This window comes from Microbacterium foliorum (assembly GCF_006385575.1).
Taxonomy (GTDB): Bacteria; Actinomycetota; Actinomycetes; order Actinomycetales; family Microbacteriaceae; genus Microbacterium; species Microbacterium foliorum_B.
The window spans coordinates 3,370,562-3,394,678 of sequence record NZ_CP041040.1 but is presented as its reverse complement, the minus strand read 5'-3'; the positions used below and the strand labels follow the sequence as shown (position 1 = coordinate 3,394,678).

The following is a 24,117-nucleotide window of genomic DNA, read 5'->3' as shown; positions in this document are numbered from 1 at the left end:
CATGACGGACAAGAACTTCGACGACAATCAGGTTCCTGAGCCCGCCGAAGGTCACAGCGAGGGGTCGGATGCTCAGGCATCCGGCCCCGCGCCGCACAACCCGGACTCTGACGAGGCCCGGGCTGCGGAAGGCTCTGACGACGCGGACTTCACGATCGACGACATCCTGAACGCCGACCAGACGGCTGAGGCCGCTGCGGGGGATGACGCGATCGCCGACGCCGAGAACGCGCTGCTCAACGACCTCAAGCGCCTCCAGGCCGAGTACGCCAACTACCGCCGCCGCACCGAAGAGCAGCGCCAGGTCGAGATCGAGCGCGCGAAGGGCGAGGCCGCCAAGGGCCTGATCCCCGTGCTCGACGATCTCGATCGCGCCGCCCAGCACGGTGATCTGGTCGAGGGCACGCCCTTCGCCGTGATCGCCGGCAAGGTGCGCACGGTCGTCGAGCGTCTCGGTGTCGTCTCGTACGGCGAGAAGGGCGAGGAGTTCGACCCTCAGCGCCACGAGGCGATCTTCCAGCAGCCCACCCCGGGCGCCGACAAGACCACGGTGCTCGAGGTCGTCGAGGTGGGTTACCGCCTCGGTGACGTCGAGCTGCGTCCCGCGAAGGTCGTCGTCGCCGTACCCGCAGAGTAGGTGATCGATGGCTAGCCAGGACTGGTTCGACAAGGACTTCTACAAGATCCTCGGGGTCTCGAAGGACGTCAGCGACGCCGATCTCAAGAAGACGTACCGCAAGCTCGCTCGCAAGTATCACCCCGACTCCAATCAGGGTGACGAGAAGGCGGAGGCGAAGTTCAAAGAGATCAGCGAGGCGTACTCGGTGCTCTCGGATGCCGAACAGCGCAAGGAGTACGACGAGATCCGCGCGATGGGCTCGGGCGCACGCTTCACGGCGGGCGGTGCAGGAGCAGGCGGCTTCGAAGACGTCTTCAGCCGGTTCGGGCAGCAGGGGCGCGGGCAGCAGCAGTCCGCCGACTTCGAGGACATCTTCGCGATGTTCAATCAGGGTCAGGGCGGCTCGTTCGGCTCCGGCCGTTTCGGGCAGACCTCCGGCGGATACCGCGGCTTCGGCGGACCCCAGAAGGGGGCCGATGTCACGGCGCGCACCACGCTCGACTTCGCCACCGCCGTGCAGGGTGAGACGATCAGCCTGCAGGGAGACGACGGCAAGCCGTTCAAGGTGAAGATCCCGGCCGGCGTCGCCGACGGGCAGAAGATCAGGCTCCGCGGACGCGGTCGCCCCTCGCCGGACGGCGGGGAGAACGGCGACGTCGTGGTGCAGATCGCGGTGCGACCGCATCCGGTGTTCACCCGTGAAGGGCTGAACCTGCGCGTGGTCGTTCCGGTGACCTTCACCGAGGCAGCACTCGGCGCGACGATCGAGGTTCCCACGCTCAGTGGCGACACGGTCAAGCTCCGTGTGGCGCCCGGCACGCCGTCGGGGCGCGTCCTGCGCGTCAAGGGTCGCGGTGTCACCACCTCGAAGGGCACGGGCGACCTGCTCGCCGAGCTGCAGATCGCGGTGCCGTCGCACCTCGACGAGGCGGCTCGGGAGGCACTGGAGAAGTTCCAGTCGCTCGAGCCGGCGGATAACCCGCGCGCCGACCTCATGGCGAAGGCCAGGCGCTAGAAGATCATGACGAACGCGAACACCGAGGAAGAGGTGAGGGAACATGGCTGACCAGCGCATGGACGCCGACACCCCGGTGTTCGCGATCGCCGTCGCCGCCCAGCTCTCGGGTCTTCACCCGCAGACCCTGCGACAGTACGACCGCATCGGACTCGTGGTGCCCGGTCGCACCTCCGGCGGCTCTCGTCGCTATTCGACCCGCAACATCGAACAGCTCCGCGAGGTCGCCCAGCTGTCATCCGAAGGCATGAGCCTTCCGGCGATCGCGCGCGTTCTCGACCTCGAAGACGAGAACCGGATGCTGCGACGTCGCGTCGCCGAGCTCGACGCCGCGCTGCGCGCCGAGCGAGACAATCGTCCGGGCATGCGCGTGTTCGCCGCAGGATCCGCCGGGGTCATCCCGGTGCCGAGCGGCCGCCGCATCCGCCGTTCGGCCGAAGTCGTGCTCTGGCACCCGGGCAGCGGCCGGAGCTGAGACACGCCCGCCGCGCACGTCATCCATCCGCGCGCGGTATCGTTGCGACACGATGAGGATGACGCGTCGCACACTGCTGATGGGCGCCGGAGCCGGTGTCCTGGGAGTCCTTCTGGCCTCCTGCACACCCGAGCCGGCGCCGTCGCCCACGCCCGACCGCTCGCCCACTCCGAAGCCGACCGCCGGGGCGATCACCCCCGCTGCGTTCGCCCGCAGCTCGTGGACCACCGACCCGTTCGCGCTCGGCGCTGCGAGCTTCACTCCGGTCGGCACGCAGGCGAGGGCGCGCGAGGCGCTGGCCGAGCCGATCGACGACCGGCTGTTCTTCTCGGGCGAAGCGACCGATGTCGAGGCGCCGGGCACGATCGCCGCAGCGCTCCGATCCGGAGACCGAGCAGCCGACGAGCTTCTTCGTGCCGCCGACAGCGGTGAGCGTGTGGCGATCGTCGGCGCGGGTCTCGCCGGTGCCGCCGCCGCCGCCCGACTCGTCGCGGAGGGGCTGCAGGTCACGGTGTTCGAGGCGCGCGACCGTGTCGGCGGCCGCGTCCACTCGGTCGTCGACGACACGGCCTGGCCCTTCCCGGCGCAGCTGGGCGGCTGGCTGCTCGGCTCCTACGACGACGTCCTGCTCGAGACTCTCAATGCGCGCGACATCCGGACGGCTCCGATCGCCGGTTCGCTGTGGCGATCGACCGACGGAGACGTCGAGCCGGTGCCGATCGAACCGGTGCAGGCGGCGATCGCCACCGCCCAGCAGGGGCCGACCGACTCGTCGCTCGAGGATGCGCTGACGGCAGCGGGCGCTGACCCTGAGGAGCCGGGACTCGCGGCGCTGCTCGCCTCGATAGCGGCCGCATCGGGGGCCGATGCCTCCGACGAGTCGACGTGGTTCCCCCCTCGGCTCCCTGCCGACCAGATGGTGGCACCCCTCGGCGACCTGACCCCGGCCATCGACGAGCTTCTCGAGGGCGCGAAGCTGAGCCTTTCGTCGCCCGTCAGTCGCGTAGCCTACGACGAGGCGGGCGTCAGCCTCGGCATCGCCTCGGGAGAGTCGCTGTCGTTCGACCGAGTCCTGATCACGGTGCCGCTGGGCGTGCTGAAGGGCGAGGGCCTGGAGTTCGCTCCCGCGCTGCCCTTCGGCCACCGCGGTGCCATCGCCGAGCTCGGCATGGGACTCATCGAGACGGTCTGGCTGCGCTTCGACGATCCCCTGATCGTGTCGGAGCCCGAGCCCGAGCCCGAGCCCGAAGGCGATGCTGAAGCCGATGCTGAAGCCGAGTCCGCTGCGACGGTCTGGCACGTCGTCGGCGGCGATGCGCTGATCCGCACCTGGATCAATCTCGCACCGGCCACCGGCGAGAACGTCGTGGTGGGCATCGTCGGCGGAGAAGCGGCAGGCACGTTCGCCGAGCTGAGCGAGCAGAAGGCGCTCGAGGCGGCGATCGCCTCACTCGCGCCGTTCCTCGCCTCGCCTGCCTGAACCGCACCTGGCTGAAGGGGTTCAGACCTCCGGGCGCTCCTGACCGCGTCGTCGCATCCGGCTGGCCAGCACGATGAATGTCGCGACGAGCGCGAAGATCGCCAGCGCCACGGCGCTGGTGAGCAGGAACTCGGGAGGGCCGGAGACCTGTCGGGGGTCGAGGAAGTAGTACGGATACCACCCCACCGACGGCCCGCGCCACATCGTGACGCCGCCCCATGCGAGGGGGAAGGTGAGCGCCGTGGGCACCACCCACCACGGCACGCCGCGGTGGCCCGGCGTGAGCACCCAGGCGATGGCGGTGCACGCAGGCAGCCAGAAGTGCAGCACCTGATCAGACCAGGGAACGTCGACGCGGATGCCGCGCAGCCCCGCTTGCCAGACGATCAGCGCGAAGGCGAGTCCTGCCGTGATGGTCCAGGTGAGCACGAGCGCCAGGGCGACGGTGAACCAGCGAGGATCCGTCGCTCGGATGAAGGCGAGCACCGCGCCGATCAGCAGCACCACCACGAGCGCGCAGTTGGACTGGACCGTCAGATACGCGAAGAAGTTCTCGCCCGCGATCGATCGGGAGCTGAGGCCCCAGAACAGCCGGTGCACGAGCGCGACGGTGCACACTGCGGCCGTGGCCAAGCGCAGCACGCCGAACGCCGATCGTGCCCTCACTCTCGCCCCATGCCCCTTTCCGGCTGTGCGCATCGTCGTCCAGACGGCGCATCTCCCATCCGGCGAGTCTACGGAAGGCGGCAGTGGTCGGGGCTACGGTGACGTGCGCACAGGAGACGGAAAAGTGGCCTGAATAGCGTGGAGGCAGGGATAGCCCCTGCTCCGCGCCTGGCGCGCGGTGTCCTGCCACGAAGGAACACCTCCTCATGACGAACACCACCGCCCCCTCTGCCGCCGCCTCGCTGGGACTGCTCGTCCTGCGCGTCGTGGTCGGCGCCGTATTCGCCGCTCACGGAGCGCAGAAGATCTTCGAACACACGATCCCCGGCACCATCGGCAGCTTCGCGGGAATGGGGGTGCCCATGCCTGAGATCGCCGCTCCCTTCGTCGCCTTCGTCGAGCTGATCGGCGGCATCCTGCTGGTGCTCGGCCTCTTCACCCGCCTCGCCGGCATCCTGCTCGCGATCGACATGGTGGTGGCACTGGTGCTCGTGCACCTCGCTGCGGGGCTCTGGGTGGGTGAGGGCGGATACGAGTTCGTCGCCGTGCTCGGTGCGGCCGCGCTGGCTCTCGCGCTCACCGGCGCCGGGCGGTTCTCGATCGACGGCGCCTTCCTGCGCGGCCGGGTTCCCGCCTGGCTCAGCTGACGAAGTCGGCCTGACGGCGGCTGCCGCGCGGCGGCGCCCGGTGCCGGGCTCAGGCGGAAGGAGTGAGACGGCGCCGGAGCACCCACGTGTTGCCGGTCGCGTCGACGCTGTGCTCGAAGTCGTCGAGCACAGCGGTCGTCAGGGCCAGGCCGCGGCCGCTCTCGCTGTCGACGCCGGGCATCGCCACCGCATCCCAGTCGATCCTCGCCGGATCGGCCGTGTCGACGAAGGTCGCGACGAGCTCGTCGGTGCCCACCTCGATGTCGACCTCGACGGTGATGCCGGCATCCGGCTCGGCCTGTGCCTCGCCGTGCGCGGCGATGTTCGTCGACACCTCGCTGACCGCCAGTGCGAACAGCGTGCGATCTTCGGGGGTCACGTGCGGGGCAGACTGCCACAGCGCGTCGAGGGCGTCGAGGACGTGCTCGACGAAGGCGGGGCCGGCAAGGCCCGCGACGTGCGCGGTGCGCCGGTCAGCGCCCATCGAACGCCGTCTCGGGCGTGGGGTGGTCGAGCAGGACGCGGTCGAGGTTGGTCAGGTGCAGCACCGTCCGGACGGCCTCCGGCACCGCGGCGATACGCAGATCGCCCCCCGCGACCCTGGCGCTCTTCAGCCCGCCGACGAGAGCGCCGAGCCCCGACGAGTCGACGAACTGCAGTTCGGTCATGTCGATGACGATCCGCGAGTCGCCACCGGCGACGAGGTCGTTGACCGCCTTGCGCAGCAGTGGTGCTCCCGTCGCCGTGAGGCGGCCGGACAGGGCGATCACGGCGAAGCCGTCTCTGATGTCAGTTCTGAGATCCATGGTTCTCCTCCTCGAGGGTTCGGGCCGGTCCGCGGTAGCGGGCGGCTTGGATGATGACGCTGAGCACGACGAGGTCGTACAGCACCCACACCGTGTTGACGAGAGTTCCCGTGCCGTCGCCGGTGCCGATGATGACCTTGGTCACGCCGATCACGAGGGCGATGCCGAGCACGACCATCGCGGTCAGCTGCGGCCAGATCTCGCGCCACGGCACTCCACGGGGATCCCGCCCGTCCTTGCGTGTCACGGCGAACGTGAGGGGGCGGTGGAACACGACGTTGGCGAACGCGGTCCAGCAGGCGCGGATCCAGACCGGGAAGAGCGCGAGCGAGTACTGCTGCCCGCGCCAGGTTCTCAACCCCTTGGCGACCACGAGGAACAGCACCTGGTTGACCAGGAAGTAGGGGAGGAATCTCACGAAGAAGTCCACCGACCAGGCGGTCACGGGCAGCACGCCGAAGACGAGGTAGACGACGGGCGCCGTGAGGTAGACCACGGCGGCGAACCCGGACAGATAGCTCCACATCGTGGCGAAGTACATCAGCCGCTGGCCGATCGACAGCCCGCGCTTCGCGAGCGGGTTGTCGCGCAGCATGACCTGCAGGGTGCCCTGCGCCCAGCGCAGCCGCTGCGTCAGCATCGTACGAAGATCCTCGGGGGCGAGCCCCTTGGCCAGGATCTCGTGGTGGTAGACGCTGCGCCAGCCCAGCGAGTGCAGCTGCATCGCCGTGGCCATGTCCTCCGTCACCGAGATCGTGGCGAGGGGCAGGATCGGCTGCGCCTCATCGCTTCGATCGAGCCGGAGTGCGTCGAGCAGCGCCCTGACGGCATCCAGTGCGGTGATGGGGGAGAGATCGGAGTCGGCGAGCGCGGTGAGGCCCACCTCGTCGACGACGATCGCATCGAGCTGCGCGTCGTGAGCGATCGGAAGCGATCCCAGCTCTGCGAGATCGGATCGGATGCCGGCGAGGTCCTTGGCGACGAGGATCACCGAGGCGTTGTGCACCGCAGCCAGTACGGCATCCGCGACCTCCCTGACGGGGGCGCCGGCGGCGAGATCGCGACGGCTCCGGCCGATCGCCACGTGCAGGGCGAAGAGCTCGCGGCGGAGCTCCGGATCGGATGCCGAGCGCATCTCCTTCTCGATCAGGGTCTCGGAGGTGCGCAGCGCGCGCGCTGCGGTGTCGGTCACCTCGCGCACATAGCCGATGATGCCCAACTGCATCAGTGCGTCGCGACGCAGCACGGCGTTGGACCCGCAGAAGAACGCCGCGTTCCATCCGTCCTTGCCCTGTTGGATGGGGCCGTAGAACAGCGGTGCCTGGCTGCCGAGAGGGTCGGCCTCGTCGACGTTGATGAACCACTGCGGCGTCTGCACCACGGCGACCTCGGGGTCGTCGGCGAAGTATCCCAGGGTGCGGTGCAGGATCAGCGGGTCGGGGATCTGGTCGGCGTCGAGGATGAGGAGGAACTCCCCGTCGGTCTCGAACAGCGCGCTGTTGAGGTTGCCGGCCTTCGCGTGGCGCGGCTTGCCGGTCCAGTCGTCCGAGCGGGTGAGGTAGCCGATGTCGGCCTCACGAGCAGCCTGCTCGAGCTCGGGGCGGGCTCCGTCGTCGAGGATCCAGGTCGTGTGAGGGTACGCGATCCCTCGAGCGGCGCGTGCCGTGGTCATCACGAGTTCGATCGGCTCGTTGTAGGTCGCGATGAACACGTCGACCGTGCCCTGGGGCGGGGAGACGGGTGCCGGGCGCTCCTTGGCCCGCCACATCGTCAGGCAGAAGAAGAAGGTGTCGATCAGGCTGTAGGTCTCGGCGATCACGAGGGGCACGGCGATCCACCACGCCGACCAGTTGACCGATTCCATCCACCGCCAAGCGACGTAGTTCACTCCCAGCAGCACCGAGAGGACGGCGATGATCCGGATGGCCGCGAAGCGAGCTGTCATGCGTCGCGCCTCACCACGACCACGGTGATGTCGTCGGTCGCCCGGTCGTCCGAGATGAGTCGCAGAGCCTCGCCGATCGCTCCGTCGGGGCCGAGCGTGTCGAGCACCCTGGCGACGTGGGCGAAGGGATCGTCGGCGTCGAGCACGTCGAGCAGACCGTCGCTGCAGCAGACGAACGCGTCGCCGGGCTCGAGGCGGGTGTGCCGCGACTCGCGAGCGTCCTGGTCGGGCAGTGCGGCGCCCATTCCGAGAGGCAGGCCGGTCGAACGAAGATGCTCCCACGAGCCGTCGCCGCGCAGGATGAACGCCAGGCTGTGACCGGCGTCGATCACCTCGAGGTCGCCGGTCTCGGGCTGCAGCTCGGCGTGCACGGCCGTGACGAACATCGTCGTCTCCGAGAGGTCCTCCTCGAGAAGGCGGTCGGCGTCGGCGATCGCTTCGGCGATGCTGCGGTCGGGAGCCGTGCGCAGCGATGCACGCACCCCGGCCGCGACGATGGCCGGGCCCGTGCCCTTGCCCATCGCATCGGCGAGGGTGATCCGCAGAGCCCCGTCATGCAGACGCAGATCGTAGAAGTCTCCCGCCAGGCGGCCGCGCGAGGCACCGCCACCCGCGACCGTGTATCCGGTGATCGTGGGGATCGACTGCGGTCTCAGTGCGCTCTGGATCAGGGTGGCCTGATCGAGTTCGACGTCGGAGGCGATCTCGCTCTGCACCCAGAAGGCGAGGTCGCGGAGCAGGCCGCGCTGCGCCTCCGAGAACGAGTGGGGTTCCGTGTCGAGCACGCATAGGGTGCCGACAGGCTCTCCGCCGGGTGCATGGAGCGGATGGCCGGCATAGAACCGGAGGTGCGGATCGCCGATCACGAACGGGTTCGTGGCGAACGTCTCGGTCGCGCTGGCATCCTCGATCACGACCGTGCGGTCCTGGCCGACCGTGTAGTCGCAGAACGAATCCTGCCTCGGGGCCTCGTCGCCACCGAGGCCGATCTCGGACTTGCGCCACTGGCGATCGCCGTCGAGGAGAGAGACGCTCACCATCGGCACGCCGAACATCTGCTTCGCCAGCCGGGCCACTCGATCGACCCGTTCATCCCGTGGGGTGTCCAGGATCCCGAGTTCCTCGAGTGCCTGCTGTCTTCTGAGCTCGTCGAACATGCTCCGCCTCCCTCGTAGCTCCTCTCATACTGGCATCTTGGAGGGCGGCTCACAGCCGATCCGGGCAGGATGGAGCCATGTCCGTCAACCCGCACGAATCCCGGCCATGGCTCGCCTCCTATGCAGACGACGTTCCCCCGGAGATCGAGGCTCCGACCCAGACGCTGCCCGAGATGATGTCCGCGAGCATCGCGACGTTCGGCCGTCGACCGGCGCTCGAGTTCTTCGGTGCGGTGACCACCTACCGCGAGCTGGGCGAGCAGATCCTGCGTGCCGCAGAGGGACTCCGGCGTCTCGGGGTGCACAAGGGCGACCGGGTCGCGCTGGTGCTGCCCAACTGCCCGCAGCATGTCGTGGCCTTCTATGCGGCACTCCGTCTCGGTGCCATCGTCGTCGAGCACAATCCGCTCTACACGGCCAGGGAGCTGCGGCATCAGTTCGAGGATCACGGCGCCAAGGTCGCGATCGTGTGGGACAAGACCGTCGATACGATCGCGGACTTCCCCTCCGACCTGCGGGTCGAGCACATCGTGAGCGTCGACCTCACTGAGGCGATGCCCGCATCGCAGCGCCTGCTGCTGCGGCTGCCCATACCCCGGGCGCGGGCGTCGAGGGCCAAGCTGACGGCCACCCCGAAGACGCGTCGCGCGCTGGCGTGGAAGAAGCTGGTCGACCATCGTCCGCTCTCGCGCCGCGTCGACGGCCCCACGCTCGGCGACACCGCACTGCTGCAGTACACGAGCGGAACGACAGGTGATCCCAAGGGTGCGATCCTCACCCACGCGAATCTGCGCGCCAACGCGATGCAGGGCCGGGCGTGGGTGCCCGGGCTCGTCGACGGCAAGGAGACGTTCTACGGCGTGCTGCCGCTGTTCCACGCCTACGGGATGACGCTCTGCCTGACGTTCGCGATGAGCATCGGCGCGAAGCTCGTGCTGTTCCCGACCTTCGATCTCGGCCTCGTCACGAAGGCGGCGCGCACGAGTCCGCCGACCTTCCTCCCCGCCGTGCCGCCGATCTACGACCAGCTCGCGCGCGCCGCGTCACGCGGGACCATCGACCTCTCCACCGTCCGCTTCGCGATCTCGGGTGCGATGAGTCTTCCGGTCGCGACCGTGCAGCGGTGGGAGGAGGCCACGGGAGGTCTGCTCGTCGAGGGCTACGGCATGACCGAGAGCTCACCCGTCGCGCTCGGCAACCCGATGGGCCGCAGCCGCCGCCCCGGCACGGTCGGCGTGCCGTTCCCGAGCACCGAGATCCGCGTCGTCGATCCTGCCGACACCGACGTCGACATGCCGGTGGGCGAGCGGGGCGAGCTGCTGATCCGCGGCCCTCAGGTGTTCCAGGGCTACTGGGGTCGCTCGGGCGACACCGCTGACGTGCTGCTCGCCGACGGCTGGCTGCGCACCGGCGACATCGCCGAGGTCTCGACCGACGGCTTCGTGACGATCGTCGACCGCCTCAAGGAGCTCATCATCACCGGCGGGTTCAACGTCTCGCCCAGCGAGGTCGAGGATGCGCTCGAGGCGCACCCCGACGTGGCCGCGGCTGCAGTCGTGGGCCTGCCCCGGTCGAGCGGAGGCGAGGAGGTCGCCGCCGCCGTCGTTCTGCGTGACGGCGCGACACTCGACTCGGGTGCGCTGCGCGACTTCTGTCGCACTCGGCTGACCCCCTACAAGGTGCCCAAGCGGATCGTCGCCGTCGACGAGCTTCCTCGTTCGCTCATCGGCAAGGTGCTGCGCCGGCAGGTGCGGGATCGGATGCTCTCGGACTGACCGATCGACGAACCTTTCGAGCGAACCACTTAAGCGCTATAGTCGGCGGCAGGTCGCGACGCCGCGGCCGGATTCGACAACGACGCCGAAGGAGACGATCCGCTATGAGTCAGAACGTCAGGAATCACCGATTGCGAAAGGGCATCGCCGGGCTGGGAGTGCTCGCGGTCGCTGCTGCAGGCATTCTCACCGGTTCGCTGGGGGCTGCTGCCGAGACCGCAGAGCCCGCAGACCCGAAGCTCGCCGTCTATGTCGAGGTGAACTCGAACGATTTAGCCAATGTCGCCGACTACACGCTCGCCGAGTCCGGCGAAGCCGCGATCGACATGGCCATGATCTTCGCCGCCAACATCAACTACGACGGCGAGAAGGCGTATCTGCACTTCAATGAGCGCGTCACCGAGACGCTCGACAATGCCGAGACGCAGATCCGCCCCGTGCAGGAGAACGGCACGAAGGTGCTGCTCTCGGTGCTCGGCAACCACCAGGGCGCCGGCTTCGCGAACTTCACCTCGTATGCGCAGGCCGATGCGTTCGCCGCCCAGCTCGCCGACGCAGTGACCACCTACGGTCTCGACGGCATCGACTTCGATGACGAGTGGACGAACTACGGCGCGAACGGCACACCTCAGCCCAACGCGGAGTCGTTCGGATGGCTGGCCACGGCGCTGCGCGATCGTCTCGGCCCCGACAAGATCATCAGCCTCTACGCGATCGGCCCGAGCTACACGACGACCGACTTCACGCTGTTCGACGCTGCGAGCGTGCTCGACTACGCCTGGAACCCCTACTACCCGACGTACGACGCACCCACTGTTCCGGGGCTCGACGATCGCACTCGGCTCGGAGCTGCGGCGATCGACCTCTCCCAGACGAGCGCCGCGACGGCCACCGACTTCGCGAACCGCACCGTCGCAGACGGCTATGGCGTCTACGTCGCCTACAACCTCACCGCGGCCGACCAGTCGGCGTATCTCTCGGGCATCACCGAGGCGCTCAAGGGGGAGGCGACGGAGTACCGGGCGGCGCCGCGCGACACGACGCCCCCGACCGTCACGATCAAGGAAGGGTCGAAGTTCACGAAGAGCAAGACCGACGGGGCCTACCAGCGCGTGAGCTTCAAGCTGTACGACGAGGGCAAGATCGACAGGCTCTACGTCAACGGCGTGCTCAAGGACCTCACCGACGACGCGTGGAGCGACCTGAACTTCGTGAAGCCGGGCGCCTTCGGCGCGGTCGTGGGTGCGAACACGCTGCAGGTCGTCGACGTCGCCGGGAACACCACCGAGGTGGCGTTCGTCCTGTCGAAGTGATCGCCCGAGGTGAGTGATCACCCGAGCCAGGCGTCATCACCCGAGGTCGAAGACCTCGATCTGACGGATCGTGACCCCGGCCTCCGCTCGCACGCGGATCGCCGGGGTCACGACCCGTGACACCAGCTCGAACGGGGTGGTGCGGTCGGCCGGAAGCCCTGCGTCGTGCGTGGTCGGTGCCGCGGCCCAGTTCCCGTCCTCGTCGAGGACCTCCCACTGCAGGCACGACGACGGGGCCGCGGCCACCATCGTCACGGTGAGGTCGCTGACGGCGCGAGGTTCGGCGAAGCGGCATCCGGCCCACTCTCCGGCAGCGAGGGCGACGCCGGTCGAACCACTCGGATCTCCGTCATCGAAGAGGCGCCCGGCATCGACGACGGATGCTGACGCGATCACGTCCGCTGCGTCGGTCGTCAGATCGCGGCACCATGAGGCGACGTCTGCCGGTGCGCGTTCGCCCGGCTCCAGGGCATCCGAAGAGGCGGTGCCGAAGATCAGCTCCAGCTCGGCGTCGCCGACGATCTCATCGATCGGCAGCTCGGCGCGTGCGAGAGCGACCCTGTCGAGGCGAGCGCTCTGCAGCACGTGGGCGGCCGGTCCGCTGCGGTGAGAGCGGATGCGCAGCGAGGAGCCGTCCGCGCGGTCCACGCGGATGTCGTCGAAGAGGGGAGACCCGATCCGCAGCACTCCCGATGCGAGCTCGAGCGGGTAGAGCCCGAGGGCCGCCCACAGCCACCAGGCGCTCATCTCGCCGTTGTCCTCGTCGCCGGGGAAGCCCTGACCGATGTGCGCGCCCGCGAAGAGACGGCCGGCCAGCTCGTTGACGATCGCTGCCGTGCGCCATGGCCGCTCGCTGAACGCGTACATGAATGGGATGTGGTGGGCGGGCTGATTCGAGATCGCGCACATTCCCGACCGCAGCGCCCGCGCCTCGCGCTGCTCGTGGATCACCGTGCCGTATGCCCCGCCGAATCGCTCGTCGGCGGTCTCGGGCTCCGCGAAGAGTGCGTCGAGATGCTGACCGAAGGCGTCGCGGCCACCATGCAGCGCCGCGAGTCCTGCTCCGTCGTGCACGGCGCCGACCGACATGCCCCACGCGTTCGTCTCGACGTTGTCGCCGCCCCAGATGCGCGGATCGAAGCCAGGGGCGAAGTCTCCGCCGGCATCCTTGCCGCGGAGGAAGCCGGAGTCTGCATCGAACAGCGTGCGGTACGACAGCGCCCGATTCGCGAAGTAGCGAGCGAAGGAGCGGTAGCGCGCGGCGTGGTGCGCTGATTCCGCGTCACCGACCAGCTGCGCGGCGAACCGGCCGAGTGCGGCATCGCTCACGGCGTTCTCGATGGTCCAGCTCATGCCCTCGGGCACGTCGGACGAGATGAATCCGGTGAATCGCCCGCGAGCGACGCCCTTGCGTCCGCGCAGCGCGTCGGGTCCCGGTTCGCAGGCATTGCGCCAGCCGCTCTCGAACGCCTCCGTGCGGTCGAACTCCACGCCCCACCGGGCGGCGTCGGCGAAGATCTGGTCGCTCGACGTTCCCACCATGCTGTCGACGTAGCCCGGAGCACTCCACCGCGCCATCCAGCCTCCGCGGCGATACTGCTCGATCTGTCCGTCGAGCAGCCTGCCCGTGAGCGCCGGATCGAGCAGTGCGAGCGCCGGCCATTCGGTGCGGTAGGTGTCCCAGTATCCGTTGTTCACCACGAGCTCGCCATCGACGATCGGGGCGCTGGTCGCGCGTTCGCCGAACGGCTGTCGCGCCGCGAAGACGTCGGCGAACCGGTGGAGCGGCGCATCGGCGGTTCCCGCGTTCTCGGCGGCGGTGTTCGGATAGAGATGCATCCGGTGCAGGGCAGCGGCGATCCGACCCAGGTGCTCCTCGAACGCGAGTCGGCGATACGGCGCCTCCGCCACGGGGAGAGGCGGGATGGTCACGCGCCCCAGCACGCGGTTCCAGGATTCTGCGGATGCCGCGCGCAGCTCCTCGTAGGTCACCTCTGCCGGTGCTTCGAGCGCGAGGCTGCGCCTGGCCTGCTCGACCGACAGGAACGAGACCGCCACCCGCACCTCGAGCGAGCCGCGTCCGCCGACGTAGCCGGCGACGCGGATCCGTCCGTCGTCGTCGAGCGCGCCGCGCGTGCCCGAGGATCCGTCACCCTCGCCCCGCAGCACGACGCCGGCGAAGTAGCAGCGCGGAGCGTTGCCCCAGTCCTCGGGGCCCTCGGGCGTCCAGCCCTCGAAGCCGTCGGCATCCGTCCAGATGAGTCGGCCCTCGTCGCTCGGCTGATCGATCACGAATCCGACGGTGGCGTCGGGGTCGGCGCCGTGCACCCGGAAGGCGGCGGCGTGCGAGGTCGCGGTCATCTCTGCGCGCAGTCCACCGAGGTCGACCGAGTACTCGTGCGGGCGGGCGCGCTCGGACCCGGGGGTGATCCAGCGTCGACGCTCGGCATGGCCAGACATCGGACGCCCGTCGAACGGCATGACCTGGAGCACCGAGCGGTCGCCGATCCACGGGCTCGGCTGATGAGCGAACTGCAGTGCTTCGAGGCGCCGCCCTGGCGGGTCGTCATGGATGCTGGGTCGGTACGGCCAGCGGGTGTCTGAGGCATCGGTGGCCGGAGTGACGAACGTGAAGCCGTGCGGCACGGCGACCGCGGGGATCGTGTTGCCGCGCGAGAAACGCGGCCCTGAGTGAGTGCCTCGACGGGTGTCCACGCGTTCGACCGGAGGACGCTCGTCCGCAACGACAGGCGTCGGCAACTGCTCCACGACGCACTGCACGAAGCCGCTGACGCGCGACGGCAGGTTCGGCTCGGCGGCCAGCGAGGCGGTGCCGAGGACGAGCTCGACGGTGACCGAGGTGTGCGGCTCCGAATCCGCGAGCATCGGCGCCAACGACACGGTGTCGGCGTTCCACTGCTCGGGCAGGCTCCAGCGCGCCGCGAACTGCGCCGTTGCGGTGAGAGGGAAGTCATAGCGGTCGCGCACAGCGGCGATCTCGCCGAGCCTCGCATCGTCGGCGCCGCGCACATCGACCGTCACCGCGAGCGCCGCGTGTGGGGCGAGGGTCGCCTCGACGCCGTCGGCGTAGAACGCCCAGTGCAGCACGGTGTCGGGAGTGACGCGGATGCCGGCGAGTCCAGGCACGTCGACTCGCTGCTCGCCCGCCGAGGGGTCGAAGGAGAAGGCGAAGACCTGGCCGCGGAGCACGCCCGCGCGAGGGCGGGACGACGGAGGATCTGCCGGACCGTCGGCGGGGATGAGCTGCACGGCGCTCACCCCTTGACCGCGCCCTCCTGCACGCCCTTGAAGAAGAACCGTTGCGTGAACGAGAACATGATGACGATCGGCACGAGCGCGATCATGGTTCCCGCCGCGATCAGGCGAGGGTCGACAGAGAAGCTGCTGTTCAGATATGCCATGCCGACGGTCAGCGTGTACTTCGACGGATCGGAGAGCACGATGAGCGGCCACAGGTAGTCGTCCCATGCGCCGATGAACGCGAAGACCGCGACCACCGAGACCATGCCCCGGATGTTGGGCCAGACGATGTGCCGGATGCGCTGCCAGGTGGTGGCGCCGTCGACGGTCGCGGCATCGAGCACGTCCTGGGGGATCATGCGGCAGGCGGTGGCGACGAGGAGCACGTTCATGGCGCTGATGGCACCGGGCAGGAACACGCCCCACAGGGTGTCGGCGAGTCCGAGCGCGCGGATCGTGAGGAAGTTGCTCGTCACGGTGACCTCACCGGGGAAGAGCAGGGTCGAGAGCAGGATCGCCATGACGATCCACTTGCCGCGGAACCGCATGCATCCGAGAGCGTAGCCCGCGAACGTCGCGAGGATCACGTTGCTGAGCACGGTGCCGACCGAGACGAGCAGCGAGTGCCAGGCGTAGAGGTAGACCGGCACGATCTCGGCGACCGTGACGTAGTTCTGCAGAGTCGGTTCGCGAGGGATCAGGTTCGGCGGGAAGGAGTAGATGTTCTCCTGCGGTCCCTTGAACGAGGTCGAGAGCTGCCACAGGAACGGGCCGATGACGATCACGAGCACGAACAGCAGGAGAGCGTAGCGACCGATCAGACCGCCGAGCGTCGGCTTGCTGAAGTCGCCTGAGCCGCGGCGGCGGAAGATGGGTTCGCGCGTGGTCGGAGCGGGCTGTTCGTCGGGCCGGCGGTCGTCGTCGACACGGGGCGGAGTCAGGGTGCTCATGCGGGGGCCTTCGCCTTCTTCTCGCGATTCATGAACGCGATCGCAGCCAGCGGGATGAGGGTGAGCAGGAACAGGGCCACGCTGATCGCGGAGGCGTAGCCGATGTTGCCGTTGAGGCCCGAGCCGACCTGACGGATCAGCATGACCAGCGACATGTCGTAGCCGCCCGGCCCGCCCGTGCTCTTGGAGAGCACGTCGAGCTCGGCGAACACCCTCATCGCCGAGACCGCTATGAGCACCGCGATGAGCAGCATGGCGCCGCGCACCGAGGGGATCGTCACCGACAGGAAGCGGCGGAACGAGCCTGCGCCGTCGAGCATCGCCGCTTCGTGCAGCTCCTTGCCGACGTTGCCGAGGGCGGCGAGGTACACGACCATGTAGTAGCCGAGCCCCTTCCACACGGTCAGCAGGATCGCGCAGCCGAGCAGCAGCCAGCGATCGACGAGGAAGGCCATCGGCTTGTCGACGAGCCCGAGGAACTCGAGCGTCTGGTTGATGATGCCGCGGCTGTCGAACAGCCAGGTCCAGATGAGGGCGACCACGACCACCGAGGCGATGACCGGGAAGTAGAAGGTGGTGCGGAAGAACGCGATGCCCGGCAGCTTCTTCTGCACGAGCAGCGCCAGCAGCAGCGGGAGGATCGTGAGCAGCGGTACGCAGACCACCACGTAGATGATGCAGGTGGTGAGGGCGTTCCAGAACATCTCGTCGCCGAACATCCGCTCGTAGTTCGCCGAGCCGACGAACTCGGGGGTCCGCAGGGGACGCGCGTCGGTGAAGCTCAGGAAGACGGTGTTGAGGAACGGCCAGAGCGCGAACACCAGCACCCAGATGACGGCGGGGCCGAGGAGGAGCCACGGGGTGAACCACCGGTGGGACGTGATGGTCTTCCTCCGGCTCCGGCTCCGGCTCCGGCTGCTGGTGTCCGCGCTCATGCTCACTGGTCCACGCGGTTCGCGTTGGCGTACTCGACGATCTTGTCGAGCTGCTCCTGCGCGTCGGCCTCGCCGTTCACGGCGAGCGCGATCTGCTGGGTCATGTAGGTCGCCATGTCGGATGTCCACTGGAACGGGATGGCCTTGGCGTCTTCCATGGCGGTGAACACGGTGTCGATCGCGGTGAGCTGCTTCTCGTCGGTGATCGACGACGAGATGTTCTCGACGACGGCGTCGCCACCCGACGACGTGCCGGGCGCTGTGCCGACCGCGAGCGATGAGAAGGCGACCTGGTTCTCCTCGTTGGTCGCGAACTCGGCGAACGCGAGAGCGGCCTCCTTGTTGTCGGAGTCGGCCGAGATGTTGAGCCCCTGCACGTAGAGCGGCGGGATGCCCAGTCGCTGCGTGGCGACGGTGTTCTCCAGCAGCGCGGGGGCGTCCTTGGCGAGGTCGGTCGTGAAGCCGGTGCCGCCGGTCGTGAACGCGACCTTCTCCTGGATGTACGCCTCGGCGTTTCCGCCGTAGTCGCCGGTCAGGGCCTCGGCGGGCATGGCTCCGGCCGCGTACGCGTCGGCATACTTCTCGATGATCGCTGCGGCCTCCTCGGTGTTGAAGTCGAACTCGCCCTCGTCGTTGATGACCTCCATGCCTGCGGAGGTGAAGGTGTCGAGAGCGGGGATCGACGACAGCAGCTGCACCTTGCCGCCGGACTCGGTGGCCACGTCCTTCGCGAGGGTGAGCAGCTCGTCGACCGTCGTGGGGAGATTCTCCTCGGTGACGCCGTAGGGGGCGAGCTGGGCGAGGTTCCACCACGAGGCGTCGCTCGACAGGTACCAGGGCAGACCGTAGGTGCCCTCGGCGTCGGGGTACTGGCTGTATGCGTCCCACGCACCGGCGTTGTACCCGGACTTCAGCTCGGGATCCGCCGTCTCGATGTCGACGAGCTTGCCGGCGGCGACGAGGGGGTAGGCGATGTCCGGCGGCAGGTTCAGCACGTCGGGGAGGGTGTCGGCGTTCGCCTGGCTCAGGATCTTCTCCTGGTAGCCGTCACCCGGCTGGTCGAGCCACTCGACCGTGACGTCGGGGTGCTCCTTCTCGAACGCGTCGATCAGGTCTTCGAAGTAGGGGGTGAACTTCTCGTTCTTCAGCGACCAGGTCTGGAACTGGATGGTTCCGCTCAGCTCACCGGAGGTGTCGATCGGACCGGCGGCCCCCGATGTCGCACCGCCTCCGGTGCAGCCGGCGAGCGCCATGGCGCCGATCGTGAATGTTGCCAGAGCGACAATGCGTGCGGGAACTTTCATCGTGCTTCTTCCTCGAGGCGGGCGATTGGCGGTGTCCGTCCGGCGGACTACAACGCTTTAGCAGATGAAACCATCCGCTGCGGTCTCTGTCAAGGTCTCGACACTTCGTCTGCAGGCGAGTACTGGAATTCCGGGTGGTGGCTCTGCGCTCAAGCGTTATAGTGGTGCGACATGTCCTCGTCGGAGGGCTCTGTCGGAAAGGTCCGGACACATGACGCAGCGCCGCGCTCTCGATGCTCGCCTGAGATTCGGGGCGAACTACACGCCGTCGAAGGACTGGATGCACTCCTGGCTCGACTTCACGCCAGACGATGTGCGGCGCGACTTCGCGGCCCTCGCGGAGCTCGGGCTCGACCACGTGAGGGTCTTCCCGCTGTGGACGGTGCTGCAGCCGAACCGTACGCTCATCCGCACGAAGGCGATCGACGATGTCCGCGCCATGGTCGACATCGCGGCCGAGTTCGAGCTCGACACCAGCGTCGACGTCATCCAGGGGCACCTGTCGAGCTTCGACTTCGTGCCGTCCTGGCTGTACACCTGGCACGACCGCAACATGTTCACCGACCCGACCGCGCTCAGCGGGCAGGTCGACCTCGTGCAGACGCTCGCCGGCGCGCTGCGCGACGCCCCCAACTTCCTCGGGCTGACCCTCGGCAACGAGACGAACCAGTTCTCGGCGCACACGCATCCGTCGCCGTGGCCGGTCACGATCGACGAGGCGGGCCACTGGATCGAGTCGCTGCTCACCGCCGCCGAGGAGGCGGCACCCGGTCTCTCTCATGTCCACAGCGAGTACGACGCGGTCTGGTACATGGACGGGCACGGCTTCACCCCCGCGCACGCATCGCGTCTGGGTGAGATGACCACGATCCACTCCTGGATCTTCAACGGCACGGCGCAGCGCTACGGAGGCCGGTCGGTCGCCGCAGACCGCCACGCCGAGTACCTCATCGAGCTGTCCCGGGCCTTCGCCACCGACCTCGAGCGTCCCGTCTGGCTGCAGGAGGTGGGGGCCCCGTCGAACTGCCTCGACAAGAGCGAGATGCCCGGCTTCCTCGAGGCGACCCTGCGGTCGGCGGCGCGCACCGAGAACCTCTGGGGCGTGACCTGGTGGTGCTCGCACGACGTGAGCCGCGATCTCGGCGACTTCCCCGAACTGGAGTACTCGCTCGGCCTGATCGATCAGAGCGGCGCGGCCAAGCCCCTCGGCCGGCGATTCGCCGAGCTGATCCCCGAACTGCGCGAGCGCACCGCGGTGCCCGAGCGCGAGACCGCGATCGTGGTCGATGTCGACGAGCGCGAGGTGCCGGTGAGTCGGGCGGCGCTCAGCCCCGGCGGCGCGGTGTTCCAGGCCTGGGTGGATGCCTGCGAGGCCGGCGTCGACCCCGCGTTCGTGACCTCGCAGACGGCCCTAGACGACGCGGCGCTCGCCGCGCGCGGCATCCGTCGCCTCATCCGTCCCGATCTGTCGACGAACGGCGTCGACCCCTACGGCTCCGTCAACACCGTCGTCGACGCCTGACGACGGAGTCGCGAGACACCGGTGGGTCTTCGTCAGGATGCTGCCGCCGGCGGAGCCGTGCTCTCGCGGGCGGTGAGGGTCGGTGTCGGGCCCTGAGCGCTGGGCAGGTTGATCCCGGCGACGATCTGCTGCAGCAGCAGTGTCGCGGCCTGCTCGCCGAGCTCGAACGTGTCGCGGGTCATCGCGGTGATCGACGGATTGATCAGGCCGGCGATCACCGAGTCGTCGAACGATGCGATCGAGACGTCGCGGGGAACGGCGCGGCCCATCTCCTGCGCGACGCGGAGTCCCGCCACGGCCATCACGTCGTTGTCGTAGACGATCGCCGTCGGGCGAAGGCGTCCCGAGAGCAGTGACCGGGTGACTGCGGATGCTCGTGCGGGGGAGAAGTCGGTCGTGATCACGTCACCCGAGACGCCGTCGGCCGCCATGCGGTCGAGCACCTCGGCGCGCAGGCGGGTGTGCTCGAGCTCGGCCGGACCGGCGACGTAGGCGATGCGCGTGTGCCCCAGGGCCGCGAGGTAGGAGAAGAGCGTCTCGGCCACCTCGTCGTCGGCGATCCAGACGCTCGGCACGGCGCCCTCGGGGGAGGGCTTCGAGCCGATCAGCACCGCGCGAGCATCGAGCGCCGCGATCCGGTCGCTGCGGGGGTCGTCGTCGCGGGGGTCGATGAGGATGATGCCGTCGACCTGGTTAGACGACCGCCACTGACGATGCACCTCCATCTCCTCGGCGATGTCGGTGACCAGGCGCAGCTGCAGGCTGACCTTGCTCTCGGAGAGCCGCGACTCGATGCCGGCGATGAGGTCGGTGAAGAAGGCCTCGGATCCGAGCGAGCGGGCCGGACGCGCGAGCGCGAAGCCGACCGTGTTGGCTCGGGCGCCGACCAGGGCGCGCGCCGCGGAGCTCGGCTGCCAGTGGTTCTCTTCGACGATCGAGAGGATCCGCTGGCGGGTCTCGTCGCTCACGCCGGGGCGCCCGTTGAGTGCGAACGACACGGCTCCGGGCGAGACGCCGGCCATGCGCGCGATGTCCGCGATGGTGACGCGTTTGCCCGAAGCCATGCGCCTCACCCTACTTGATCGGTTTAGCCGCGAGAAAGCCGCCGAACGCGGTTGCAACCGATCTACTAGATCGCTTTAGTAAATCCGATAGCATTGTCGGCAACCGCCCCACTCCCGGGCGCGAGTCACGCCCACTCACCGCCGAGCCCGGAGAATCACACCATGCATGACGACACCTCGCTCACCGTCGGCCGCGTCAAGCGGGTGCTCGACGAGCGCATCCGCCCGGCCGTCCACTCCGCGTCCGTGCCCCTCACGATCGAGGTGAACCAGCTCCCGGGCGAGCCGATCAGCCCCGCAGACGGCCTCGCTCTCGAATTCACTCCGGCATCCGTGCCGAGCATGTGGGGTCCTGCCTGGTCGACGACCTGGTTCAAGATCACCGGTCGCGTGCCCGCCGAATGGGCCGGCCGTCGGGTCGAGGCCGTCATCGACCTCGGATTCGACATCAACATGCCCGGATTCCAGTGCGAGGCACTCGTCTACCGGCCCGACGGCAGCCCGGTCAAGAGCATCAACCCGCGCAACCAGTGGCTGCCGATCACCGAGGATGCGCACGGCGACGAGCCCGTCGAGCTGTATCTCGAGGCGGCAGCCAACCCGGTGCTGCTCGACTACCACCCCTTCCTGCCGACGCAGGAGGGCGACATCCAGACGTCTTCACGTGAGCCGCTCTATCGCACCCGCCGCATCGACCTCGCCGTCTTCGAGCAGGACGTGTTCGAGCTGTCGCTCGACCTCGAGGTGCTGTTCGAGTTGCAGGCCGAGCTGCCGGCGACCTCGCCCCGCCGCATGCAGATCCTGCAGGCCATGGACGATGCCCTCGACGTGCTCGATCTGCAGCGCATCGTGCAGACGGCATCCGACGCTCGCGCTCGCCTGGCGGGCGTGCTCGCAGCCCCCGCCGAGGCCAGCGCTCACCGCATCTCGGCGATCGGCCACGCGCACATCGACTCCGCCTGGCTGTGGCCGGTGCGCGAGACGATCCGCAAGGTGGCCCGCACCACCTCGTCGATGACGACGCTGATCGACGAGCAGCCCGACTTCCTCTACGGCATGTCGAGCGCGCAGCAGTACGCGTGGCTCAAGGAGCACCGCCCAGAGGTCTACGCCAGGGTCAAGGCCGCCGTCGCCGAGGGACGCTTCCTGCCGCTCGGCGGCATGTGGGTCGAATCCGACACCGTGATGCCGACGGGCGAGTCGCTCGTGCGCCAGTTCTCCTACGGTCAGCGATTCTTCGAGCGCGAGTTCGGCATCCGCTCGAAGGGTGTCTGGCTGCCCGACAGCTTCGGCTACTCGCCGGCGCTGCCGCAGCTCATGCGCCGCGCCGGGTTCGAGTGGTTCTTCACGCAGAAGATCTCGTGGAACCAGCAGAACGTCTTCCCGCACCACTCCTTCCTCTGGGAGGGCATCGACGGGTCGCAGGTGTTCACGCACTTCCCGTCGATGGACACCTACAACTCGCAGCTGAGCGGCATGGAGGTCGCCAAGGCCTCTCGCCAGTTCAAGGAGAACCGCGTGACCTCCCGGTCGATCGCCCCGGTCGGCTGGGGCGACGGCGGCGGCGGCACCACGCGTGAGATGACCGGCAAGGCGAAGCGCCTCGAGAACCTCGAGGGCAGCGCGCGGGTCGTGTGGGAGCACCCGGACACCTTCTTCGATGCCGCCCGCGCCGAGCTGCCGAACCCGGCCGTGTGGGTCGGCGAGCTCTATCTCGAGCTGCACCGCGGCACCCTCACCAGCCAGCACGCCACGAAGGCGCTGCACCGCTGGGCCGAGCACGCGCTCGTCGAGGCCGAGCTGTGGGCCGCGACGGATGCCGTGCGCACCGGCGCCGCATACCCGCAGGCCGAGTTCGACCGGCTGTGGGAGACCGTGCTGCTGCACGAGTTCCACGACATCCTGCCGGGCACGTCGGTCGCCTGGGTGCATCGCGAGGCCGTCGAGGTGCTCACGAACGTGCTGTCTGATGCGGAGGACATCTCGGTCGCCGCTCGGCGCTCGCTCGCGGGCGAGGGCGATCGCGAGCTGCGGTTCGTGCCGACGTCGGTCGGCAGCGGTGGCCGCGCGCTCGGAGCGGGCTTCGTCGAGGCGCCTGCCCCGGCATCCGTCATGCTCTCGGGAGAGGACGGCGGGTGGCGCCTCGAGAACGAGCTCGTCTCCGTGCTGATCTCCGCCGACGGGCTCATCGTCTCGGCGGTCGACAAGACCTCGGGTCGCGAGGCGGTGGCCGAAGGGCGCCCGGCGAACCTGTTCCAGCTGCACCAGGACTTCCCGAACATGTGGGACGCATGGGACATCGACAAGTACTACCGCAACAGCGTCGACGACCTCACCGCCGTCGACTCGATCTCGGCATCCGTCGTCGATGGCACAGCCTCCGTCGTCGTCACGCGGTCGTTCTCGGAGTCGACGATCGAGCAGACCATCACCCTTGCTCCCGGTCAGCGCACCGTGCTGCTCCGCAACGACATCGACTGGAATGAGACCGAGAAGCTGCTCAAGCTCGCGTTCCCGCTCGACATCCAGGCCACGCACACCGAGGCCGAGACGCAGTTCGGCTACCAGTCGCGCGTGACGCACACGAACACCAGCTGGGAGGCGGCGAAGTTCGAGACCTCGATGCACCGTTTCGTGCTGGTGCGCGAGCAGGACTTCGGCGTCGCGCTCGTGAACGACTCGATCTACGGCTACGACACCTCGAGGGAGGTGTCGGATGATGCCGTCACGACCACGGTGCGGCTCTCGCTCCTGCGCGCGCCCCGGTTCCCCGACCCCGACACCGATCACGGCCACCACCAGATCGAGATCGGCTTCGTGGTCGGCGCGGATGCTGCGATCGCGACCGCCGAGGGCATCCGCCTCAACTCGCTGCCGACGCTGGTGCGCGGCGCTCGTGAGGTCACGCCGCTCGTGACCGTCGATGGTGAGGGCATCGTGGTCTCGGGTGTGAAGCTCGCCGACGACGGTTCGGGCGACGTGATCGTGCGCCTCTACGAGGCGCTCGGGCGCCGTGCTGTCGGGTCGCTCGCCGCCGACTTCGAGCACAGCGAGATCCGTGAGGTCTCGCTGATCGAGGACGCGCTGGACGACGGGCGCGTGGGCGGAGAGCTGCGTCTGCGGCCGTTCGAGGTGCGTACGCTGCGCATCGTGCGCTGAGGCAGTCGGTCTCGAGACCCCGCG

At 68.7% G+C, this 24,117-nt stretch carries 19 protein-coding genes; 9 read left to right on the top strand and 10 right to left on the bottom strand.

The window, feature by feature from the left end; all coding sequences use genetic code 11:
* Position 1 precedes the first annotated feature (1 nt).
* The 4 genes from FIV50_RS16380 to FIV50_RS16365 are packed head-to-tail and all read left to right on the top strand — an operon-like array spanning position 2 to position 3,589.
* Complete coding sequence (locus FIV50_RS16380; protein ID WP_140038353.1) at positions 2–637, top strand: nucleotide exchange factor GrpE; 636 nt, start codon at positions 2–4, stop codon at positions 635–637.
* A gap of 7 nt (positions 638–644) precedes the next feature.
* Positions 645–1,634 carry a DnaJ C-terminal domain-containing protein gene (locus tag FIV50_RS16375; RefSeq protein ID WP_140038352.1) on the top strand — a complete coding sequence of 330 codons (990 nt, stop codon included), beginning with the start codon at positions 645–647 and terminating at the stop codon, positions 1,632–1,634.
* A 43-nt stretch (positions 1,635–1,677) separates the two neighbouring features.
* Positions 1,678–2,109, top strand: a complete 432-nt coding sequence (locus tag FIV50_RS16370) for a heat shock protein transcriptional repressor HspR (RefSeq protein ID WP_140038351.1) — start codon at positions 1,678–1,680, stop codon at positions 2,107–2,109.
* 58 nt (positions 2,110–2,167) lie between these two features.
* The gene (locus FIV50_RS16365; RefSeq protein WP_258184315.1) at positions 2,168–3,589 is read left to right on the top strand and encodes an FAD-dependent oxidoreductase; all 1,422 of its coding nucleotides are present in this window, start codon (positions 2,168–2,170) and stop codon (positions 3,587–3,589) included.
* A 21-nt stretch (positions 3,590–3,610) separates the two neighbouring features.
* On the opposite strand, the gene FIV50_RS16360 is transcribed toward FIV50_RS16365, so the two are convergent.
* Positions 3,611–4,255, bottom strand: a complete 645-nt coding sequence (locus FIV50_RS16360; protein ID WP_140038349.1) for a Pr6Pr family membrane protein — start codon at positions 4,253–4,255, stop codon at positions 3,611–3,613.
* Positions 4,256–4,461: 206 nt separating this feature from the next.
* On the opposite strand from FIV50_RS16360, the gene FIV50_RS16355 reads away from it, so the two are divergent.
* Entirely contained in the window at positions 4,462–4,902 is a 441-nt protein-coding gene (locus FIV50_RS16355) for a DoxX family protein (RefSeq protein ID WP_140038348.1), read from the top strand.
* 49 nt (positions 4,903–4,951) lie between these two features.
* Here FIV50_RS16355 and FIV50_RS16350 read toward each other — a convergent pair whose 3' ends face one another.
* From FIV50_RS16350 to FIV50_RS16335, 4 genes are read right to left on the bottom strand one after another with little or no spacing between them, the layout of a single operon-like run.
* Positions 4,952–5,386, bottom strand: a complete 435-nt coding sequence (locus FIV50_RS16350; protein WP_140038347.1) for an ATP-binding protein — start codon at positions 5,384–5,386, stop codon at positions 4,952–4,954.
* A complete protein-coding gene (locus tag FIV50_RS16345) occupies positions 5,376–5,708 on the bottom strand; it encodes an STAS domain-containing protein (RefSeq protein ID WP_140038346.1) in 333 nt (110 codons plus the stop codon). Before FIV50_RS16345 ends, FIV50_RS16350 begins: the two co-directional genes overlap by 11 nt.
* On the bottom strand, positions 5,692–7,653 hold the full coding sequence (locus FIV50_RS16340) for a glycosyltransferase family 2 protein (protein ID WP_140038345.1): 1,962 nt from the start codon (positions 7,651–7,653) through the stop codon (positions 5,692–5,694). The genes FIV50_RS16345 and FIV50_RS16340 overlap by 17 nt, the downstream gene beginning before the upstream one ends.
* Positions 7,650–8,810, bottom strand: a complete 1,161-nt coding sequence (locus tag FIV50_RS16335) for a PP2C family protein-serine/threonine phosphatase (protein ID WP_140038344.1) — start codon at positions 8,808–8,810, stop codon at positions 7,650–7,652. The genes FIV50_RS16340 and FIV50_RS16335 overlap by 4 nt, the downstream gene beginning before the upstream one ends.
* Positions 8,811–8,887: 77 nt before the next feature.
* Here FIV50_RS16335 and FIV50_RS16330 point away from each other — a divergent pair, with 77 nt between their 5' ends.
* Both FIV50_RS16330 and FIV50_RS17960 read left to right on the top strand, forming a co-directional pair.
* The gene (locus tag FIV50_RS16330) at positions 8,888–10,585 is read left to right on the top strand and encodes a long-chain-fatty-acid--CoA ligase (protein WP_140038343.1); all 1,698 of its coding nucleotides are present in this window, start codon (positions 8,888–8,890) and stop codon (positions 10,583–10,585) included.
* Positions 10,586–10,689: 104 nt separating this feature from the next.
* Complete coding sequence (locus FIV50_RS17960; RefSeq protein ID WP_258184314.1) at positions 10,690–11,898, top strand: endo-beta-N-acetylglucosaminidase H; 1,209 nt, start codon at positions 10,690–10,692, stop codon at positions 11,896–11,898.
* Positions 11,899–11,934: 36 nt separating this feature from the next.
* On the opposite strand, the gene FIV50_RS16320 is transcribed toward FIV50_RS17960, so the two are convergent.
* The 4 genes from FIV50_RS16320 to FIV50_RS16305 are packed head-to-tail and all read right to left on the bottom strand — an operon-like array spanning position 11,935 to position 18,348.
* Positions 11,935–15,168 carry a glycoside hydrolase domain-containing protein gene (locus FIV50_RS16320; RefSeq protein WP_258184313.1) on the bottom strand — a complete coding sequence of 1,078 codons (3,234 nt, stop codon included), beginning with the start codon at positions 15,166–15,168 and terminating at the stop codon, positions 11,935–11,937.
* A 5-nt stretch (positions 15,169–15,173) separates the two neighbouring features.
* Positions 15,174–16,109, bottom strand: coding sequence for a carbohydrate ABC transporter permease (locus FIV50_RS16315; RefSeq protein ID WP_140038341.1), 936 nt, complete (start codon positions 16,107–16,109; stop codon positions 15,174–15,176).
* Positions 16,106–17,044 carry a carbohydrate ABC transporter permease gene (locus tag FIV50_RS16310; RefSeq protein WP_140038340.1) on the bottom strand — a complete coding sequence of 313 codons (939 nt, stop codon included), beginning with the start codon at positions 17,042–17,044 and terminating at the stop codon, positions 16,106–16,108. Before FIV50_RS16310 ends, FIV50_RS16315 begins: the two co-directional genes overlap by 4 nt.
* Before the next feature lie 2 nt (positions 17,045–17,046).
* The gene (locus FIV50_RS16305) at positions 17,047–18,348 is read right to left on the bottom strand and encodes an ABC transporter substrate-binding protein (protein WP_140038339.1); all 1,302 of its coding nucleotides are present in this window, start codon (positions 18,346–18,348) and stop codon (positions 17,047–17,049) included.
* Between the two features lie 211 nt (positions 18,349–18,559).
* On the opposite strand from FIV50_RS16305, the gene FIV50_RS16300 reads away from it, so the two are divergent.
* On the top strand, positions 18,560–19,870 hold the full coding sequence (locus FIV50_RS16300; protein ID WP_140038338.1) for a glycoside hydrolase 5 family protein: 1,311 nt from the start codon (positions 18,560–18,562) through the stop codon (positions 19,868–19,870).
* A 32-nt stretch (positions 19,871–19,902) separates the two neighbouring features.
* On the opposite strand, the gene FIV50_RS16295 is transcribed toward FIV50_RS16300, so the two are convergent.
* Complete coding sequence (locus FIV50_RS16295) at positions 19,903–20,934, bottom strand: LacI family DNA-binding transcriptional regulator (protein WP_140038337.1); 1,032 nt, start codon at positions 20,932–20,934, stop codon at positions 19,903–19,905.
* A gap of 162 nt (positions 20,935–21,096) precedes the next feature.
* Between FIV50_RS16295 and FIV50_RS16290 the strand changes: the two genes are divergently transcribed.
* A complete protein-coding gene (locus FIV50_RS16290) occupies positions 21,097–24,093 on the top strand; it encodes an alpha-mannosidase (protein WP_140038336.1) in 2,997 nt (998 codons plus the stop codon).
* Positions 24,094–24,117: the final 24 nt, after the last annotated feature.